This window comes from Neobacillus sp. C211, from assembly GCF_051842875.1.
GTDB lineage: Bacteria > Bacillota > Bacilli > Bacillales > Cytobacillaceae > Neobacillus.
The window spans coordinates 1-17,661 of record NZ_JBPXRO010000055.1; the positions used below are offsets into that span (position 1 = coordinate 1).

Genomic DNA, 17,661 nt, shown 5'->3' on the forward strand with positions numbered 1-17,661 from the left:
TTTTCTAGTAGGTTACCTGCTATTACTTTATAGATTTTGGCGATTGTGGCGAAGTGGTTAACGCACCTGATTGTGGTTCAGGCATTCGTGGGTTCGATTCCCATCAGTCGCCCCATTTATTATTAATATTGGGCTATAGCCAAGCGGTAAGGCATCGCACTTTGACTGCGACATGCGTTGGTTCAAATCCAGCTAGCCCAGCCATTTTCCTTATTTTTTTCAACGCGGGTGTAGTTTAGTGGTAAAACCTCAGCCTTCCAAGCTGATGATGAGAGTTCGATTCTCTTCACCCGCTCCATTTCAATTCAATTTGGGCCTATAGCTCAGCTGGTTAGAGCGCACGCCTGATAAGCGTGAGGTCGATGGTTCGAGTCCATTTAGGCCCATCATAAATATATCCATCAAAAAAGACTTGAAAGCTTTAAAAAGCTTTCAAGTCTTTTTTTGTTATAGATAAAACAACTATATGTTTACCAATTTTTTTAATTTGTGGCCGGCTCCATATCCAACCACTTGTCGCGGTATCAGGATTAAAATAGTAAATCGCCTCACCACTAGGATCCCAGCCATTAATGGCATCTAATACTGCTTTTTTCGTAGTAGCATTTGGTGTTAAATTAATCTGACCATCTGCAACGGCGGTAAAGGCCCGGTTGATAGATGAAACCTGCAACTGTATTTGGGAACGATGTGTGGCTGACTCGGTTCAAAATAACAGCTGCAACAGCAACTTGACCTATGAATTCCACTCCGCGTGATTCCCCCATACCTAACCTCCTAACGTTTTAATTCCTTTTCCATATATTCTTCCAATATCTACTCTTTTATATTTACTCACTTCCAATAGACCCTATAATTTTTTATGTTTATAATGGACAGGGTTTTCGATGTGTACCTTTATCTGTATGTGTTACTGGTAGTATTTAGAGATGAAATAGTTGGTTTTCAAAATTGGAAGTAACTAATTGTGATCTGTAAAAAAAGGATACCGTCTGATAACGGTATCCCATTTCACTATTTTTTAGACTCGATAACATTTCCTACGGAGTTCTGAATGATCATTTCGGTTGGCACTATTATTGGACTATTTATGGCTTTGTTTTCTTTAATTTTATCAAAAAGGAGTTTAGTACCAGCATCACCTAATTTTTTTACTGGGATTTCTATCCTTGTTAACGATGGTGACAGAAATGCTGAAATGTTAGGATTACTGTATCCAACAATGGATATGTCGTTTGGAATAGAAATTCCATTTTCTGAAGCAGATTTATAAAGACTTAATACCTTTAAATCGTCTGTCGCAAAAACAGCAGAAGGCCGGTTAGGAGAAAGAAGCAGGCTCGTAGCTGATTCGTATGCAGTATTTACTGTGTAGCCACTATTAATGATCCATTCTTCTCTTAATGGTAGCCCATATTCCTTTATACAGTCTTTATAGCCTTCTAATCGATCGATTGAAACATGGTAATCAAGTGGTGAGTGCAGACAAGCTATTTCCTTATGTCCTTGCTCAATTAAAAATTTTGTTAAATTATAACTATCTTGGTAGTTATTTGTGTCCACGGAAAAGATATTGGTATATTCCCCGTCAACTCTTCCAATCACAACAATGGGAATGTTAAAAACATCTAATTGTTTGAAAAAGTCTTCATTCGCTGGAGAACTTAACATAATAATTCCCTTTATCATTTTTTCCTTTATTTTAGTGATGCATTTTTCAAGTTCATCTTCACTGTTTCTTGATGTTTGTATAATGACATCAAAATTTTCTTCCTCCGCTTTGGAAGATATTCTGTGGATAATTTCAGAGAAAAAAGGATTGTTAGCGGTTGTTTTTGCAGATCGCGAAACAACCATAATGGCATCAAAACCTGAAGAAAGAGCGCGGGCCAATTTGCTGGGCTGGTAATTTAATTCTTCAATTGCTTTTAATACACGTTCCCTAGCTTCCTCAGAAATATTACTTTGGTTATTAAGGACACGAGATACTGTAGACTTCGAAACATTTGCAACACGAGCTATATCATAAATTGTGTGAACCAATATCTCACCCCCTCTGTAAATATTGTGAATGTCTAAGTTAAAATAGATACGTAATAAACTTTTCTAGAATAATTATTTTAATGGCTGCGTGCTAGAAATAATCAATCAGCTATCATATTTTATAATGGATACGTTTGCATTTGTAAAAGCAATATAGGATTCATTATATTGATGAATGACAAATGTAGCAATAGAAAGTTTTTGGTGATTACTATATTAATAGTATCGTACAAGAGACACCCACAGATATGGAAAAAACAGAAATATTAGTGTTGACAGAAAACGTTTTCTATATTATATTTACGTCGTGGGAGCGGTACCATGAAAATATCAATTAATTAAAAATATATTTTTTTACCTTTTATGGGAGCGGTACCATGGAAATGTTATTCAATGAGATAATATTTTTTTATCCTTGATGGGAGCGGTACCACAAAGGAGGAAACCATGAAGAAAATCAAAGAAAGACTTTCATTTATTTATGAAAATCAAGATATTGAACCAATATGGGAAAGCATAAAGGAACGTATTGCAAAAACAAAATCAAAATCTCTTAAGCTAAGAAAACAAAATTGGGATGAAAAAGATCTAGTATTAATTACTTATGGGGATCAATTCTATGAAAATAATGATCCAACTTTAGATACTTTCAAGAAAATGTTTGACCAATATCTAGCAGACAAATTTGAAATTGTTCATCTGTTACCTTTTTATCCTTATTCATCAGACGATGGCTTTTCTGTCATTGATTATAAAAAGGTAAATCCAATCCTTGGTAATTGGGAACAGGTTGAGAATTTATCCAAATCTGCAAGAATTATGTTTGATGATGTTTGCAATCATATATCGGCAAAAAGTGACTGGTTCCTAGAATACGTAAATGGTAATCCTGAATATGAGAATTTTTTCGTTGAAATGGATCCAACTATTGATTTAAGCGCAGTTACTAGACCTAGAGCTCTTCCTTTATTAACTAAATTCACTCTAAAAAATGGTGAGGAAAAGCATATTTGGACAACCTTCAGTGAAGATCAAATCGATTTGAATTTTAGTAATCCACAGGTTCTGTTAAAAATGATCGACGTTTTGCTTTTTTATTTAGAGCAAGGGGCAGAATATATTCGATTGGATGCAATTGGATTTATGTGGAAAGAGGTTGGAACAACTTGTATCCATCATGAAAAGACACATGAGATTGTTAAATTGTTCCGGGATGTTGTAAATGAGGCAGCTAAAGGAACGGTTATCATAACAGAAACCAATGTACCGCATAAAGATAACGTGGCCTATTTTGGTAATGGCGATGATGAGGCACATATGGTCTATCAGTTTCCACTGCCGCCTTTAGTGCTGAATTCCCTGCACAATGGAAATGGAGTCGCACTCACTAAATGGGCGAGCGAGCTGCCGCCAACGGGAAAGGAAACAACATTTTTTAACTTCCTAGCTTCCCATGATGGAATTGGGCTAAATCCGATTCGCGGCATTATTCCAGAAGAAGAAATTTTAGCGATGGTAGAGGACTTAAAAAAAGAAGGGGCCTTGGTTAATTACAAGAAAAACCCGGATGGAAGTGATAGTCCATACGAAATTAACGTCACTTATATGGATGCTTTAAATAAGCAATCGGATGATGACGAGATCAGAGTAAAAAGATTTTTAGTCGCTCATTCTATTCTTTTAACTCTTCCTGGTGTACCAGCTGTTTATATTCAAAGCGTCCTGGGATCTAGAAATGACTATGACGGTGTTTCAAAAACAGGAATGAACCGCTCTATTAATCGACAAAAATACAACTTAACAGAGATTGAGAAGGAATTAGCCAATACAGATTCTTTACGATACAAAGTTTTTTCTGAGTTAACCAAAATTCTTCAATCTCGTAAAACCGAAACCCTTTTCCATCCAGATGCAGCAATGGAAGTCATCGATCTTGGAGAGAAAGTGTTTGCTTTTAAAAGGGTAAATCAACTTGATGATAGCCTTTTAGTAGTAAACAATCTAACAAATGAAACGGTTAAGTGTGAAATAACCGGTAGATTTATAAATATTGTTAATGGCGATAAAGTGGAATTTCATGAAGATTTAATGTTAAGTCCATATGAATTCATGTGGTTAAGACCAATTGACTAGGGGGAATTAGTTTGTTTAAAAAGGGCTTAAGTCTAGCAATCATTTTGTTAGTAGCTTTTGCATTAACTGCATGTGGCAGTAATCAGAATGCGGATGGAAAAACTACAATCGAATTTATGCACTCCTCTGTTGAACAAGAGCGTTTGGCTGTAATTAACGAATTGGTTGCAACATTCGAAAAGGAAAATCCAGATATAAAAATTAAACAAATTCCTGTAGAAGAAGATTCTTATAATACTAAAATTATTACATTAGCAAGTGCAGGTAAACTTCCAACTGTACTCGAAGTAGGACAGGATTATGCAAAAGTAATGGATAAAGAGGTACTGATTGATAAAGATGCCGTTAAAGAGATTATTACTCAAGTTGGTAAAGAGAATTACTATGATGGTGCCTTGAAGTTAATGAGTACGGAAAATGGAAAAAGCTATACAGGTGTTCCAATCAGCGGCTGGGTTCAAGGCATCTGGTACAACAAAGAAATGCTTGCAGCTAAAGGATTTGGGGAACCAAAAAATTGGGATGATGTAATCACAATTGCTAAAGCATTTACGGATAAAGAAAATAAAAAATATGGGATTGCCATGCCGACAGTAGAAGGCGGATTCTCTGAACAAGCCTTTTCTCAATTTGCACTTTCAAATAATGCGAATGTGTTAGACAACAAAGGTAAATTAAATATGAATACACCAGAAATGAAAGAGGCATTAACTTATTATAAAAAATTGTCTCAATACACTATGCCTGGATCTAATGATACAACGGAAGTAAAAGATGCTTTCATGAACGGTACTGCGCCTATGGCGATTTATTCAACTTATATTCTTCCTTCTGTATTTGAAGAAGGAAATGCCCAAAATATTGGATTTTCTATTCCAAATGAAAAGAAAAAGGCTGTTTTCGGAACTGTTTCTGCTTTAACTATTTCTTCTTTTTTAGAAAAAGATCAAAAAGAAGCGGCTAGTAAATTTGTTGCGTTTATGTCAAAACCTGAAAACATGACAAAATGGGTTTTAATGTCTCCAGGGGGCGCCCAACCAGTAAGCAAACTCGTAACTGAAAATGAAAACTATCAGGCAAATGAAGTAGTAAAAGCATTTGGTGAACTATCAACAGAAATTGCGTCATCCTTTAATGACATTCAAGTATTTGGTTTAGTAGATAGTAAAAATTTCTTGAAAATGGGTGATGTAACTAGTTCAGGAGCTATTCCTAAATTAGTTAACAATATCACGGTTGGCAAAAAAGATATCGGTAGAGAAATGAAAAAAGCTGAAAAAACACTCGAAGATGTTTTAGAGAAAGAATAAATTAGTTCTCCATAGGGAGGGTAACATGAAAACGAATATAAGAAAAAAAACGGATATTAAATTGGCATTAGCTTTACTTTTTCCAAGTATCTTCTTGCTTCTATTGTTAGTTGCATATCCAATGGTAGCAAATATACAAATCAGTTTCTTTGATCAACCTATTAATCCGAGATTAAGCGCCACTTTTGTAGGATTAAAAAACTATAGAGATATTCTTACAGATGCTGAGTTTTTTAAATCATTAGGGATTACTCTTTTGTACATGCTGCTTACAGTGGGAGGCAGCACGGCAGTTGGATTAGGGATTGCAATTTTCTTTAATCGTCCCTTTAAATTTCGTAAAACTGCTCGATCTTTAATCATTTTGTCTTATGTAACACCATCGATTTCATTAGTTTTTGCGTGGAAATATATGTTTAACAACGGCTATGGTGTTGTTAATTATTTGGGAGATGACGTTTTACACTTGTTTGATCAGGCACCTCTCTGGTTTGACAACCCGATTAGCAGCTTTTTCTTAGTGTCGCTTTTTGCAATTTGGAGATACTTCCCGTACGCTTTCATTTCGTTTTTGGCTATCCTTCAAACCATTGATTCTACTTTGTATGAAGCGGCTGAAATTGACGGTGCCAGTGCTTGGGGTAAATTCAAAATTGTAACGTTACCAGCAATCATGCCAGTCTTGTTAACTGTAATAACACTACGTTCAATTTGGATGTTCTATATGTTCACAGATGTATACCTTTTAACAAATAAAGTAGATATTCTCGGAATTTACTTGTATAAAACTGCTTTTGCGTTTAACGATTTAGGCAAAGCGGCATCAATTTCGGTTATATTGTTCATTATTCTCTTTATTGTCATTATGATTGCAAGAAAGCGGGTGAATTTAAATGGCAATGGCTAGCAGTAAAAAGAACAAAGTTGCAAAGACGGCAGGTTTTTATACGGCACTTGTAGCAATTTTAACTTTGTGTCTGTTTCCATTTTTCATTATGTTGATGACATCCTTTAAAAGTTCGAAGGAGGCCGTTTCAACAAATCCGACATTCCTTCCAAAAGAATGGACATTACAGCATTATCTCGATATCTTCAATCCGGATATCTTCCCATATATTTCCTATTTTAATAATAGTTTAATCGTGTCTTTAACCGCATCGATATTGTCGGTTGCCATTGGAATCTTTGGAGCATATGCTCTTTCAAAACTAAACTTTAAAGGCAGAGTTACGATTAATGCCAGCTTTTACACAGTTTATATGTTTTCAGGTATTTTGCTTGTCGTGCCTTTATTTAAAATCATTTCAGGATTGGGTTTATATGATACAAAAACTTCTCTAATCATTACGATGATTGTGCAAACATTACCAACTGCTATCTTCATGTTAAAAAGTTACTTTGATACCATTCCAGTTGACTTAGAAGAAGCCGCGATGATTGACGGATTAAACCGTGTCCAGATTATTTTTCATATCATTATCCCATTATCTCTTTCCGGTATCATTTCGGTATTTGTATATGCCTTTATGATTGGATGGAATGACTATTTGTTTGCATCCATTTTCTTATCCGATTCAGCCAATTTCACTTTACCCATTGGATTAAATGCACTGTTCAGTACACCAGATTATGTTTGGGGACGAATGATGGCAGCATCGCTTGTAACAGCATTACCAGTTGTCATTATGTATGCCATTTCTGAGCACTTTATTAAGGGAGATGCAACAGCTGGCGGGGTCAAAGGTTAATAAACTTGAAAAGACGAGAGGAAGTAATGTAATCATGAAAAAGCTAGTAGCTGTAGAACCAAGAAAAGCGGAATTAGTAGAATATGAAGATCGCCATGTACAACCAAATGAAGTGAAAATTGATGTGGATTTTGCTGCACCTAAACACGGTACTGAAGTAATCGACTTCCGTGGTCAAACACCTTTTATGGGTGAGAATTTTAATGAAGAATGGCGCATGTTCATGCCTCGTGAAGAGGGTTCAGCACCTGGAATCGTGTTTGGTGAATTTCAGCTTGGTAACATGGTAGTTGGTAAGATTGTTGAAATTGGCAGTGATGTAACAGAGTACCATATGGGCGAAACGGTATGTACGTATGGACCGATTATGGAGACTGTTATTGTGAATGCTATAAATAACCACAGATTACGCAAAATGCCAGAGGGAGCAAAATGGCAAAATGCGGTTTGCTATGACCCTGCACAATTTGCTTTGAGCGGTGTGCGTGATGCCCATGTTCGTGCCGGTGATGTTGTTGTGATTGTAGGATTAGGAGCAATCGGTCAAATCGCAATTCAACTAGCGAAGAAAGCGGGAGCGAGTATTGTTGTGGGTGTTGACCCTATTGAACATCGCTGTGATATAGCTCTTCGCAATGGTGCGGATGTTTGTTTCGACCCTACTTCTTGTGATATAGGATATGAAGTGAAAAAGCTAACAAATAAAATGGGGGCTGACTCCATTATTGAAACAAGTGGAAATTCTGCAGCGCTTCAGGATGCATTAAAAGGAATTGCCTATGGCGGAATTATTTCTTATGTCGCTTTTGGAAAACCATTCCCTGCAGGATTAAATTTTGGCCGTGAAGCTCATTTTAATAATGCCAAAATTGTCTTCTCACGTGCTGCTAGTGAACCTAATCCTGATTATCCTCGCTGGAATCGTAAGCGAATTGAAGATACATGCTGGGAATTGTTAATGAACGGTTATCTTAATTGTGAAGATATTATTCAACCAATCGTTACTTTTGAAAACAGTGCAGAAGCATACATGGAATATGTGGACCAACACCCTGAGCTAAGTATTAAGATGGGAATCGAATATAAAAAATAATCGTTTATTTAAATGCGTTCGTCTCAGTTACAATCTGATTGAAATCCATACATAAAGATAATGATATGGATTTCAGTCATACACCAGTAGGAGGGGATATCTGTGAAGATCGGTACACAAAACCAAGCGTTTTTTCCTAAAGATATTAAAGAAAAGTTTAGATATTTAAAAGAAGTAGGCTTTGAAGGCTTTGAAATAGACGGCAAATTTTTAGCCGATCATTTAGATGAAGTAAAAGAAGCGATTGCGGAAACAGGAATTCTGGTTACGACAGCATGTGGCGGGTATACAGGCTGGATAGGGGACTTTATTGAAGAACGACGCTTAAACGGCTTAGCAGAAATTAAACAAATTCTAGAAGCGCTCAAGGAAGTCGGAGGAAAAGGCATCGTAGTTCCCGCTGCATGGGGCATGTTTACCTTCCGCTTACCGCCGATGGTTTCACCACGAAGCCAGGCAGGTGATAGAAAAGCTGTAAGTAATTCCCTGATTTACCTGGATAAAGTAGCAGAAGAAACGAACACCACTATATTCTTAGAGCCATTAAATCGCTATCAAGATCATATGATAAACACCCTTGCAGATGCAAGAAGTTATATAGAAGAAAATGAGTTGAAAAACGTTAAAATCATTGCTGATTTTTATCATATGAATATTGAAGAAGATGATATTTCTGAAGCCTTGCACCAGAATCGTGATTTAGTTGGTCATATTCATCTGGCGGATAATCACCGTTATCAACCGGGAAGCGGCTCGCTGGATTTCAAAAAGCATTTCAACCAGTTAAAGGAAGACGGCTATAACGGATTCTTAACCATAGAATGCCGTGTCAGAGGCAACGACCCGGAAGCAGAATATATTGATGCCTTACGTCACCTTCAAGAATCATTAATTTGAGAGGGGTTAAATCGTGATCAAAAAGAGAGTTGCGATCATCGGCGGAGGACAAGTAGCGGAAAAGGTGCATATTCCTAACTATCAAGCACGCGAAGAACTAGAAATAGTCGCAGTTGTTAGTCCAAACTTTGACCGGGCAAGGAGTTTTGCTGAACGGAATGGTATTCCTCGTGTTTACACAGATGCTGCTGAAATGTTTGCCATGGAAAAACCGGATATTGTTAGTGTCTGCACGCCAAATAAGTATCATTATGAAAATGTGATGCGAGCCTTGGAATTTGGGTGCGATGTTATGTGTGAAAAACCTCCTGCAATATCTTCCGCTGAAGCAAAAGATATGCAGATTGCTGGTCAAAAAAATGACTGCATTCTAGCTTATAATTTTCACCATCGATTTGCTGAAGATGTGAGAATTTTACGTGAAAGTGTTGAAAATGGTGTGCTTGGTGACATCTATGTTACGAAGGCAAAAGCTCTAAGACGCTGTGGAATCCCTGGCTGGGGGACTTTTACAGATAAAGAAATTCAAGGTGGAGGACCTCTTATCGATTTAGGGGCACATATGTTGGACGCCGCTTTATATGTACTTGGCTTTCCGAAAATAGAGAAGGTTACGGCGAAAATGTATCAAAAGATTGGAACAAAGAAAACCCAAGGCACACTGGGAGAATGGGATCTACAGAAATTTAAAGTGGAAGATTCCCTTTTTGGATTTATAGAAATAGAAGGAGGCCGTCTTTTACAACTAGAAACCTCCTTTGCCTTAAATATCAAAGAGACATCTGTCATGAATGTTGAGTTTTGCGGGGATCAAGCAGGAGCAACCTTGTTTCCTGCCCAAATATATACGGATGAGAGCGGAGAGTTGGTCTCGTTATTATCAAGAGAAGAGGCAGACACGGACCGCCATCATAAAAGTATGTCTGCTTTTATAGATAAGTGTTTAGGAAAAGATGTCATGGTTGCAGACGGTAAACAAGGATACATTATCCAACAACTAATAGAAGCTCTATATCAATCTGCTGAAAAGGGTGAAAGTGTATCCTTATGATAAATGAACAAATAATCTACGAAAATAAATTTGATTTACATTCCATCAATAAATTTGCTAGTTTAATGACATTAGGAAATGGCTACCTAGGCTTGCGTGCTACGTATGATGAAGATTATTTTGAACAAACACGTGGTATGTATGTTGCTGGTATTTATAATAAAGCAGCTGAAAACGAACCATCAGATTTAGTGAATTTGCCTGATTTGGCAGGTATAAGAATCGAGATTGATAACGAGATTTTCTCTCTTTTAATTGGGGAGATTCTTTCCTATAAACGCTTCTTAAATCTTGCAACAGGGGAATTAAAACGTGAGTTATTGTGGAAAAGCAGAGGCGGGGCACGATTTCGATTTGTTTTCCAACGTTTTGTCGCGAAAAACAACCTGCATGTATTCGCATCAAAAATGACCGTTACGAGCTTAGATCAAACTGCTAGTATCAAAATTGTAACTGGAATTAATGCTCAGCAGACCAATTTTGGGAAACAGCATTTAATGGAAGAAAAAGTTCGTGTGTTTGATGAAGAAGTAATGCAGGGAGTTTATAAAACGACGGAATCGGGACATACGATTGCGCTGGCAACGCGTTGTAAATGCTCGGCTGAGAGCGAAGTTTCATTTGCAGCGAAGAATCGCCAGCTCCATACGACCATTAAGCATGGCCTAAATGTTAACATTCCATTTATTTTTGAAAAACTTGGTACTGTTTTCACCTCACTTGATCAAGGTGTGGATGGGCAGGACCCCGAGGCAGCGAGTATCAAAGAATTAAATGAAATTTCACCGATAGGATACGATGCGTTACTGGAAATGTCAGCGCTTAAGTGGCAGGAGTTTTGGCACCAAAAACGTATCGAGATTACATCCACTGACAAATTTGATCAAACCGCAATGGATTTTGCCCTTTATCATCTCGAGATTATGACACCAGCCCATGATGAACGTTTTAGTATCGGCGCAAAGGGTCTGACTGGAGAAGGCTACAAAGGGCATATTTTTTGGGATACGGAGATATTTATTAACCCGTTTCATCAATATACAGAACCGGAAACGGCAAAGAAACTACTAATCTATCGTTATTTACATTTGCAGCAAGCAAAAGAAAAGGCTGCACGAAATGGATATAAGGGAGCATTGTTCCCATGGGAAAGTGCGTTTACTGGGGAAGAAGAAACACCTGAATTTGCCGCTATTAATATCAGAACAGGAAAACGGCAAAAAGTCGCATCTGCATTAGCTGAGCATCACATTGTCGCAGATATAGCTTATGCTGTTGTTCAATATTATCAAACGACCCTTGATGAAGAATTTATGAAAAAAGAAGGGCTAGCGCTACTTAAAGAAACGGCACGGTTTTGGATCAGCCGAGCGGTACTGGAGAATGGACAGGTTTCCATTAAGGATGTCATCGGGCCTGATGAGTATACGGAACACATTGACAATAATGCGTATACAAACTATATGGCATATTACAATGTGGAGCAAGCCCTTTATTTTACGGAACAATATGGTGAAGTTGATGAGCAACTGAAGGAGCAGGGACGAGCATTTTTAAAGCATTTGTATTTACCAAAACCCAATGAGCAGCTAATCATTCCACAGGATGATACTTTCTTGAGTAAGCTGGAGATTGACCTAACCCTCTATAAAGAAAATCAAGGCAGCCAAGGGATATTATTGGATTACTCACGGGCAGAAGTCAATGAAATGCAAATATTAAAACAGGCAGATGTTGTCATGTTAATGTACTTGTTTCCAGAACTATTTGAATCCGAAGTTGTTTCGAAAAACTTAAGTTATTACGAAGAGCACACCATTCATGATTCATCGCTAAGCAAAGCCATTCATGCCATTGTCGCTGCAAGATGTCATGAAAGTGATGCTGCCTACCGCTTTTTCCAGGAGGCATGCTTAATTGATTTGGGTCCCAATCCACACTCTTCAGACGAAGGACTTCATGCTGCATCACTTGGGGCGATCTGGCTCACAGCTATGTTTGGATTTGCTAATATCTCATTAACAAATAATCGATTGAAACTTGATCCGAGGTTACCAGCAAGTTGGTCTGAACTAAAATTCAAGTTAACTATACAGGGTTGCCCGTTAGAAATCTTTATGACCCATGAGAAAGTAGTAGTTTCAAAGTATTTAGGACCGAATCTTTTACTAGAAATTAACGGAACTGAATACCTTTTGACTGATCGAATTGAAGTGAATTCATAAATCAAGGAGAAAACAATGAAAATTGTTATTGCACCAGATTCATTTAAAGAAAGTCTTGCTGCAGATCAAGTAGCAAAAGCCATCCAAGCTGGGTTCATGAAATTTTTCCCTGAAGCAGAGTATCATTTACTGCCAATTGCAGATGGCGGTGAAGGAACCGTTCAAGCTTTATCATCCGCAACCGGCGGGAAAATGGAAACCATCACGGTAACGGGACCTTTACATGAACCAGTTAAGGCAAAAATCGCTTTTTCCAACGATGGGAAAAAAGCCTTTATTGAAATGGCAGAAGCATGTGGGTTGCATCTTGTTCCATTAAATCGACGAAATCCATTACAAACAACTTCTTATGGTGTGGGAGAACTAATTTTGCATGCCATTAACCGGGGCGCTGTCGAACTCATTATTGGAGTTGGGGGAAGTGGGACAAATGATGGCGGAATGGGGATGGCTTCAGCGCTAGGTTACCAATTTTTCGATAAGAATAGAGAAATAGTATACGGTAATGGTCAAGATTTGTTTCAAACATGTTCGATGTCTGATATAAATCGGGATAAACGATTAGATGATGTTAAAATAACAATTGCGGCAGACGTGGATAATCCACTGACAGGTCAAAATGGTGCGACTTATGTGTATGGACCTCAAAAAGGTCTGCCTGAAACCATGTTATTTGAAGTAGATCAAGCAATGGGTGAATTTTATCATATGGCTTACGGTCATTTAGGTAAGGACGTCACCAACCTGCCAGGAAGTGGTGCAGGCGGCGGCATGGGTGCGGGCCTAATACTATTTGCTAATGCCACTATTAAAAAAGGCATTGATCTGATGCTCGAGCAATTAAGGGTTAAGGAAATTTGTCAGGATGCTGACATCGTGATCGTTGGGGAAGGGAAAATAGACGGACAAACCCTGTATGGCAAAGCACCGATGGGCGTTGCATCATGTGCTCCGCCACAGGCCAAGGTTATTGCGATATGCGGAAGTGTGGGAATTGGCAGTGAAGCACTTTATGAATATGGGTTTGATGCCATTTTTCCAACGATTCCTGGATTACTTCCAATTGAACAAATTATGGATGGAGCCTACACGAATATTGAGACAACATCTCGTAACATTGCTGCGCTTCTTCAAAAAGGAGGGAATAGAGTATGGTAAATCAAGTGATTGAGGCAGTCGTATTTGATCTTGATGGGGTGATAACGGACACCGCTCATTTTCATTATTTAGCGTGGAAACAACTTGCTGAGGAGCTAGATATTACAATAGATGAGGTTTTTAATGAGCGGTTAAAGGGTGTTAGCCGTATGGATTCCCTAGAGTTAATATTAAAAGAAGGAAACCGACAAAACGACTTCACCATAGTAGAAAAGGAAGAAATGGCGAATAAAAAAAACCTCCATTATTGTGACTTATTAAAACAATTAACACCCAACGATGTTTTGCCAGGAATCTTAGAATTAATTGCCGATATAAAAACAGAAGGAATTCCAGTTGGGCTAGCTTCCGTTTCGAAAAATGCAGGTACGGTTTTAAAGGCATTATGGTTAGAAGGAGCTTTTGATTTTATTGCCGATGCAGCCAAAATTAAAAAGTCCAAACCAGATCCAGAAATTTTCCTAACAGCTTGTGAGGGATTAGAGGCAAGCCCAAAGAGGTCGATTGGAATCGAAGATGCTCAAGCGGGTATTGAGGCAATTAATTCAAGCGAAATGTTTTCAGTTGGAGTTGGAAACACGCTTCGTGATGCCGATTACCTAGTAGGATCAACTAATCATCTCCAGTGGAAAAGTATAAAAGAGGCATATGAAATTTGCCTAAAAGGTTCTAAATAAATCCATTAAGAACAAACTTGTAACGCCGATGGATGATTCCATAAAAAACTAATCAAACGTTTGATTAAATGGGCTTTAAGCATGGATCCATTAGGGTTTCTCCATGGCCTATTAATTGAATGAAAAACTAATCAAACGTTTGATTAAAATTGCTTGATGTCTTGGTATAATTAGGAATGAATAAAATGAAAACTGCTAAGTTATAAATGGGGCTTCATAAGGGGGGAGTTAGTAGTTTGTCGGCGATCGGCGACTATGAAAGAGCGCTCCATTAACCGATCAGGGGTGCATATCAATTGACAAAATTCAACATACTTTTTCAATGACAGGCAGTGGATAATATCATTTTTCTTTTAAGTACCATTCTACATCAACATCATCTACCTTTAAACTATACACATCTCCTGAGCTTGTTAAGATATCAATCTCATAAAGTTCGATATTATATTTATTAATTCCCTTTGTTACTTTTAGTAAATTTTCTAATTTACTATCTTGAATGGATACCTCTAAGATAATTTTACCATATACTTCGGACAAACCTTTTTCCCCCTAAGACAAAATATCTATATTCACATTTTTAATCATAAACAAATTGTTAGGTTTTTCCAATATGTATATTTTCCTAATAGTTACCATTATACGGAATATGATAGTACGAATGTATCAATTATTTTATATTTGTTTTCAAATTCTATCCCTATCCAGCAGGATAGAGATTAGATAAACCATCAAGTTATATTTATGTTATATAAATCAAAGATCGTATTTGCATTTATAAATTCTTTAAGCAAAGAGAAGTTAAATATTTCATGACCATTCATTGCAACCTTTCTAACTCCAAACTGATTACCGATAATTGATAATTCCTCATTATCTAATTTTTTTCGCTCGAGATACAAAACAACAGCAAAAGCAATCATGCCTGACTTTTCAATGTTTTTAGCTGTTAAATACTTATAACCAAAAAAATCAGCAATGGTGGATATTCTCCTATAGATTAAATGCTTATCTGCTCTTTTAAAATTTTGTACCCTTGTAGTGGCCGTTCTTAGAACATAATTATTTTTTACTAATGGTAATTCAGGGTTATTCCCCATTGAGGTACCATTCTTATTTTGGTAATGAGTTTGATTAAGCGCTTCCATGACAAAAGTTAAACATTTTTCTGAAACCTTGACACTTCTTTTTCCATATTTATCATCATTTAACTTCAATATTTGATTGGCCTGATCAACATCTGATTGGGTTAAGTTTAATAGCTCTGATAGTCCATGACCATTTACGCCTTCAAATAGAAGCTGAAGGATCACTTTATCTTGGGCATTGACCATTTTTTTTTCCATGTCTTGTATTTCATACTTCGAGAATAGAATTTTTTTCTTAGATAAGTAGGTTTTTAACTCATCATTTTTTATTGAAAGAATGGGATTAATGTTACTTTGAGTTTTTCCAGATTTAATAGCCCAATTTATATAGTCCTCAAAAACATGAAGCGTTAATTTAATGGAATTAAATGTAGAATGATCAGCATTGATTAATGCATCTTTAATTTCATTAGTGTTAAACTCAAATAAATCTTTCCCAACTACATCCTCTGTGTCATAACTTCTACAGAGTGCATATTTATAAACAGTTCTTCTATTTTCAGGAATACACATTAAATACTCTATTTTTATGTTTTCGTTATAAAGCTTTTTCAAATTAACCACCTTCCTGATATTTTGATAAATCTATATCATTAAAGAATTTATATATTTGTTTTTTTATACTCTTTGGAATTTTTTGCGATTGATTTAAAATATCGGATTCTATCCATACTTTATTTTGTCTTGAAAAATCAATACATTTAATAATCTCAAATAATTTGTTCAACTGAATACATTCATCCTTCATTCTTCTTGCTAAAGTTATATATCCATAAAACATGGAATTCGTATTGATTAAACTATTTTTCCTAACAACCGCGACTTCATCTAGAAATTCATTTGGGAAAGCGAAAAATAATTCATTGATAAATTCGATTAAATAATTAGCAGTGTGTATTGCAGTACGTTTATCTTCAACTTTAAAAACTTCATCAATTGCATCAGAAAGTGTTTTAAATGTAACTAAAAAATTTGAATAAGGCGCAATACTATCTGAAGCTGCCACTTTATTTTTTAATTCACTATTGTATTGCACTTGTTTAGCAATAAAATCTGCCTGCCTGGATTCACCCAATTTTTTTAACTGTCCTTTCCCAACGGGGTTAGTTGTATTTAATTGTTTAAAGTACTGTTGAGCCATAGATTTTCCCAAATGTAAAATATTTAATTTGAACATAGCTTCTAAAGAAGGATCTTTTCTTATCGCTCTGACTATGGCGTTTATGCGGTGAAATCCATCTAGTACATCTAATAATGTTCCCTTTGTAACAGTTAATGTCATCGAATCTTCTGCATATTGTAATTCTTCTCCAGATTCATCATCCGTACTGCCTAACCGTGCGTTTAACGTAATAATGGTGCTAATCATTTCACCTTTATTTAATAGCTCCTCCATTTCGATTATGCTTTTCTCAATAATTTTAGGAGTTTCGATAATTTCGTTCGAGTCCTTACCTTTCGATTGTCTCATTTCACGTTGAGTTTCTGGATTATACTGTAGTAATCCATTTTCAAAAAGGCGCTTGATCTCACTTGCCTTGATATAAAGAATAAAGTCATCTTCCTTTCCCTTAAGTACATTTCTAAAGGTATAGGGGAACACTATACTATTCGTGTGATACCCAACAAAATTTGTCCTAATTTCTTTTATTTCTCTAGGTGAAAAGTATATTGATGGTTTTATTTTTGGATTTCCGGTAGCTGAATAAATTTGTTCAAGAAAAAGGTAGACCGATTCGATATCTACCTCCCATAATATATCGGGGTTATTAAAATAACTTTGTACTTTACCCGGTAAAATTTTGTATTCCTTCAAACCCTTTTTAATTTTGTTAACTAATTTTTTGTCTTCTTTAATATTAGTCACGACTTCAATTAAATTTCCTCTAAGCTCGTTTTTTTTCATTAGTATTCAATCCTTTAGTATTTGTATATTTGATTTTTTGAATATACAAGTTACAATTAATTAAATTAACACTGCATAGGATAAAATAAGTGATTATTCAATAAATTAGGATAACTAAAATTTTTTTAATATTTATACCTTTGGTATACATAAACAAACTTTATTATTAATCATATTGAAATCAAATAAATTAAATAACTAAAAATAAAAAAACAGCCATTTGGCTGCCAGATTGTCGAGAAAGGGTATTTTTCTCGGCAATTTTTTATTTC

Annotated in this window: 14 protein-coding genes, 4 tRNA genes and 1 pseudogene; 14 read left to right on the forward strand and 5 right to left on the reverse strand. The window is 36.2% G+C overall.

Annotated features, from left to right (window positions below; genetic code table 11):
* Window positions 1–39: 39 nt before the first annotated feature.
* From ACSU6B_RS27960 to ACSU6B_RS27975, 4 genes are all read left to right on the forward strand, one after another.
* A tRNA-His gene (locus ACSU6B_RS27960) sits at window positions 40–115 on the forward strand.
* Window positions 116–129: 14 nt separating this feature from the next.
* Window positions 130–204: transfer RNA gene (locus tag ACSU6B_RS27965), tRNA-Gln, on the forward strand.
* 20 nt (window positions 205–224) lie between these two features.
* Window positions 225–298 (forward strand) — tRNA-Gly (locus ACSU6B_RS27970).
* Window positions 299–312: 14 nt separating this feature from the next.
* Window positions 313–386: transfer RNA gene (locus tag ACSU6B_RS27975), tRNA-Ile, on the forward strand.
* Window positions 387–421: 35 nt separating this feature from the next.
* Here ACSU6B_RS27975 and ACSU6B_RS27980 read toward each other — a convergent pair.
* Together ACSU6B_RS27980 and ACSU6B_RS27985 are read right to left on the reverse strand one after the other, a co-directional pair.
* Window positions 422–764: pseudogene (locus ACSU6B_RS27980) on the reverse strand (cell wall hydrolase); the annotation flags it as partial.
* A gap of 250 nt (window positions 765–1,014) precedes the next feature.
* The gene (locus ACSU6B_RS27985) at window positions 1,015–2,043 is read right to left on the reverse strand and encodes a LacI family DNA-binding transcriptional regulator (protein WP_410889668.1); all 1,029 of its coding nucleotides are present in this window, start codon (window positions 2,041–2,043) and stop codon (window positions 1,015–1,017) included.
* Between the two features lie 447 nt (window positions 2,044–2,490).
* Between ACSU6B_RS27985 and ACSU6B_RS27990 the strand changes: the two genes are divergently transcribed.
* The 10 genes from ACSU6B_RS27990 to pgmB all read left to right on the forward strand — a co-directional run bounded on the left by ACSU6B_RS27990 (window position 2,491) and on the right by pgmB (window position 14,335).
* Window positions 2,491–4,176 carry an alpha-amylase family glycosyl hydrolase gene (locus ACSU6B_RS27990; protein ID WP_410889670.1) on the forward strand — a complete coding sequence of 562 codons (1,686 nt, stop codon included), beginning with the start codon at window positions 2,491–2,493 and terminating at the stop codon, window positions 4,174–4,176.
* A gap of 11 nt (window positions 4,177–4,187) precedes the next feature.
* Window positions 4,188–5,486, forward strand: a complete 1,299-nt coding sequence (locus ACSU6B_RS27995) for an ABC transporter substrate-binding protein (protein ID WP_410889672.1) — start codon at window positions 4,188–4,190, stop codon at window positions 5,484–5,486.
* Between the two features lie 25 nt (window positions 5,487–5,511).
* Complete coding sequence (locus tag ACSU6B_RS28000; RefSeq protein WP_410889674.1) at window positions 5,512–6,393, forward strand: carbohydrate ABC transporter permease; 882 nt, start codon at window positions 5,512–5,514, stop codon at window positions 6,391–6,393.
* A complete protein-coding gene (locus tag ACSU6B_RS28005; protein WP_410889686.1) occupies window positions 6,386–7,234 on the forward strand; it encodes a carbohydrate ABC transporter permease in 849 nt (282 codons plus the stop codon). Before ACSU6B_RS28000 ends, ACSU6B_RS28005 begins: the two co-directional genes overlap by 8 nt.
* A 34-nt stretch (window positions 7,235–7,268) precedes the next feature.
* The gene (locus ACSU6B_RS28010; RefSeq protein ID WP_410889676.1) at window positions 7,269–8,327 is read left to right on the forward strand and encodes a zinc-dependent alcohol dehydrogenase; all 1,059 of its coding nucleotides are present in this window, start codon (window positions 7,269–7,271) and stop codon (window positions 8,325–8,327) included.
* Window positions 8,328–8,429: 102 nt separating this feature from the next.
* Entirely contained in the window at window positions 8,430–9,224 is a 795-nt protein-coding gene (locus tag ACSU6B_RS28015; RefSeq protein WP_410889677.1) for a sugar phosphate isomerase/epimerase family protein, read from the forward strand.
* 16 nt (window positions 9,225–9,240) lie between these two features.
* Window positions 9,241–10,275, forward strand: coding sequence for a Gfo/Idh/MocA family protein (locus tag ACSU6B_RS28020; RefSeq protein WP_410889688.1), 1,035 nt, complete (start codon window positions 9,241–9,243; stop codon window positions 10,273–10,275).
* Entirely contained in the window at window positions 10,272–12,500 is a 2,229-nt protein-coding gene (locus tag ACSU6B_RS28025) for a glycoside hydrolase family 65 protein (RefSeq protein ID WP_410889678.1), read from the forward strand. The genes ACSU6B_RS28020 and ACSU6B_RS28025 overlap by 4 nt, the downstream gene beginning before the upstream one ends.
* A gap of 15 nt (window positions 12,501–12,515) precedes the next feature.
* Window positions 12,516–13,658, forward strand: coding sequence for a glycerate kinase family protein (locus tag ACSU6B_RS28030; RefSeq protein ID WP_410889680.1), 1,143 nt, complete (start codon window positions 12,516–12,518; stop codon window positions 13,656–13,658).
* A complete protein-coding gene (pgmB, locus tag ACSU6B_RS28035; protein ID WP_410889681.1) occupies window positions 13,652–14,335 on the forward strand; it encodes a beta-phosphoglucomutase in 684 nt (227 codons plus the stop codon). The genes ACSU6B_RS28030 and pgmB overlap by 7 nt, the downstream gene beginning before the upstream one ends.
* Window positions 14,336–14,677: 342 nt before the next feature.
* Here the strand turns inward: pgmB and ACSU6B_RS28040 are convergent, their stop codons facing one another.
* The 3 genes from ACSU6B_RS28040 to ACSU6B_RS28050 form a co-directional block, all read right to left on the reverse strand.
* Window positions 14,678–14,875 carry a hypothetical protein gene (locus ACSU6B_RS28040; protein ID WP_410889683.1) on the reverse strand — a complete coding sequence of 66 codons (198 nt, stop codon included), beginning with the start codon at window positions 14,873–14,875 and terminating at the stop codon, window positions 14,678–14,680.
* A 191-nt stretch (window positions 14,876–15,066) separates the two neighbouring features.
* On the reverse strand, window positions 15,067–16,038 hold the full coding sequence (locus tag ACSU6B_RS28045) for a phage lytic cycle repressor MrpR family protein (protein ID WP_410889684.1): 972 nt from the start codon (window positions 16,036–16,038) through the stop codon (window positions 15,067–15,069).
* Between the two features lies 1 nt (window position 16,039).
* A complete protein-coding gene (locus tag ACSU6B_RS28050) occupies window positions 16,040–17,389 on the reverse strand; it encodes a DNA sulfur modification protein DndB (RefSeq protein WP_410889685.1) in 1,350 nt (449 codons plus the stop codon).
* Window positions 17,390–17,661: the final 272 nt, after the last annotated feature.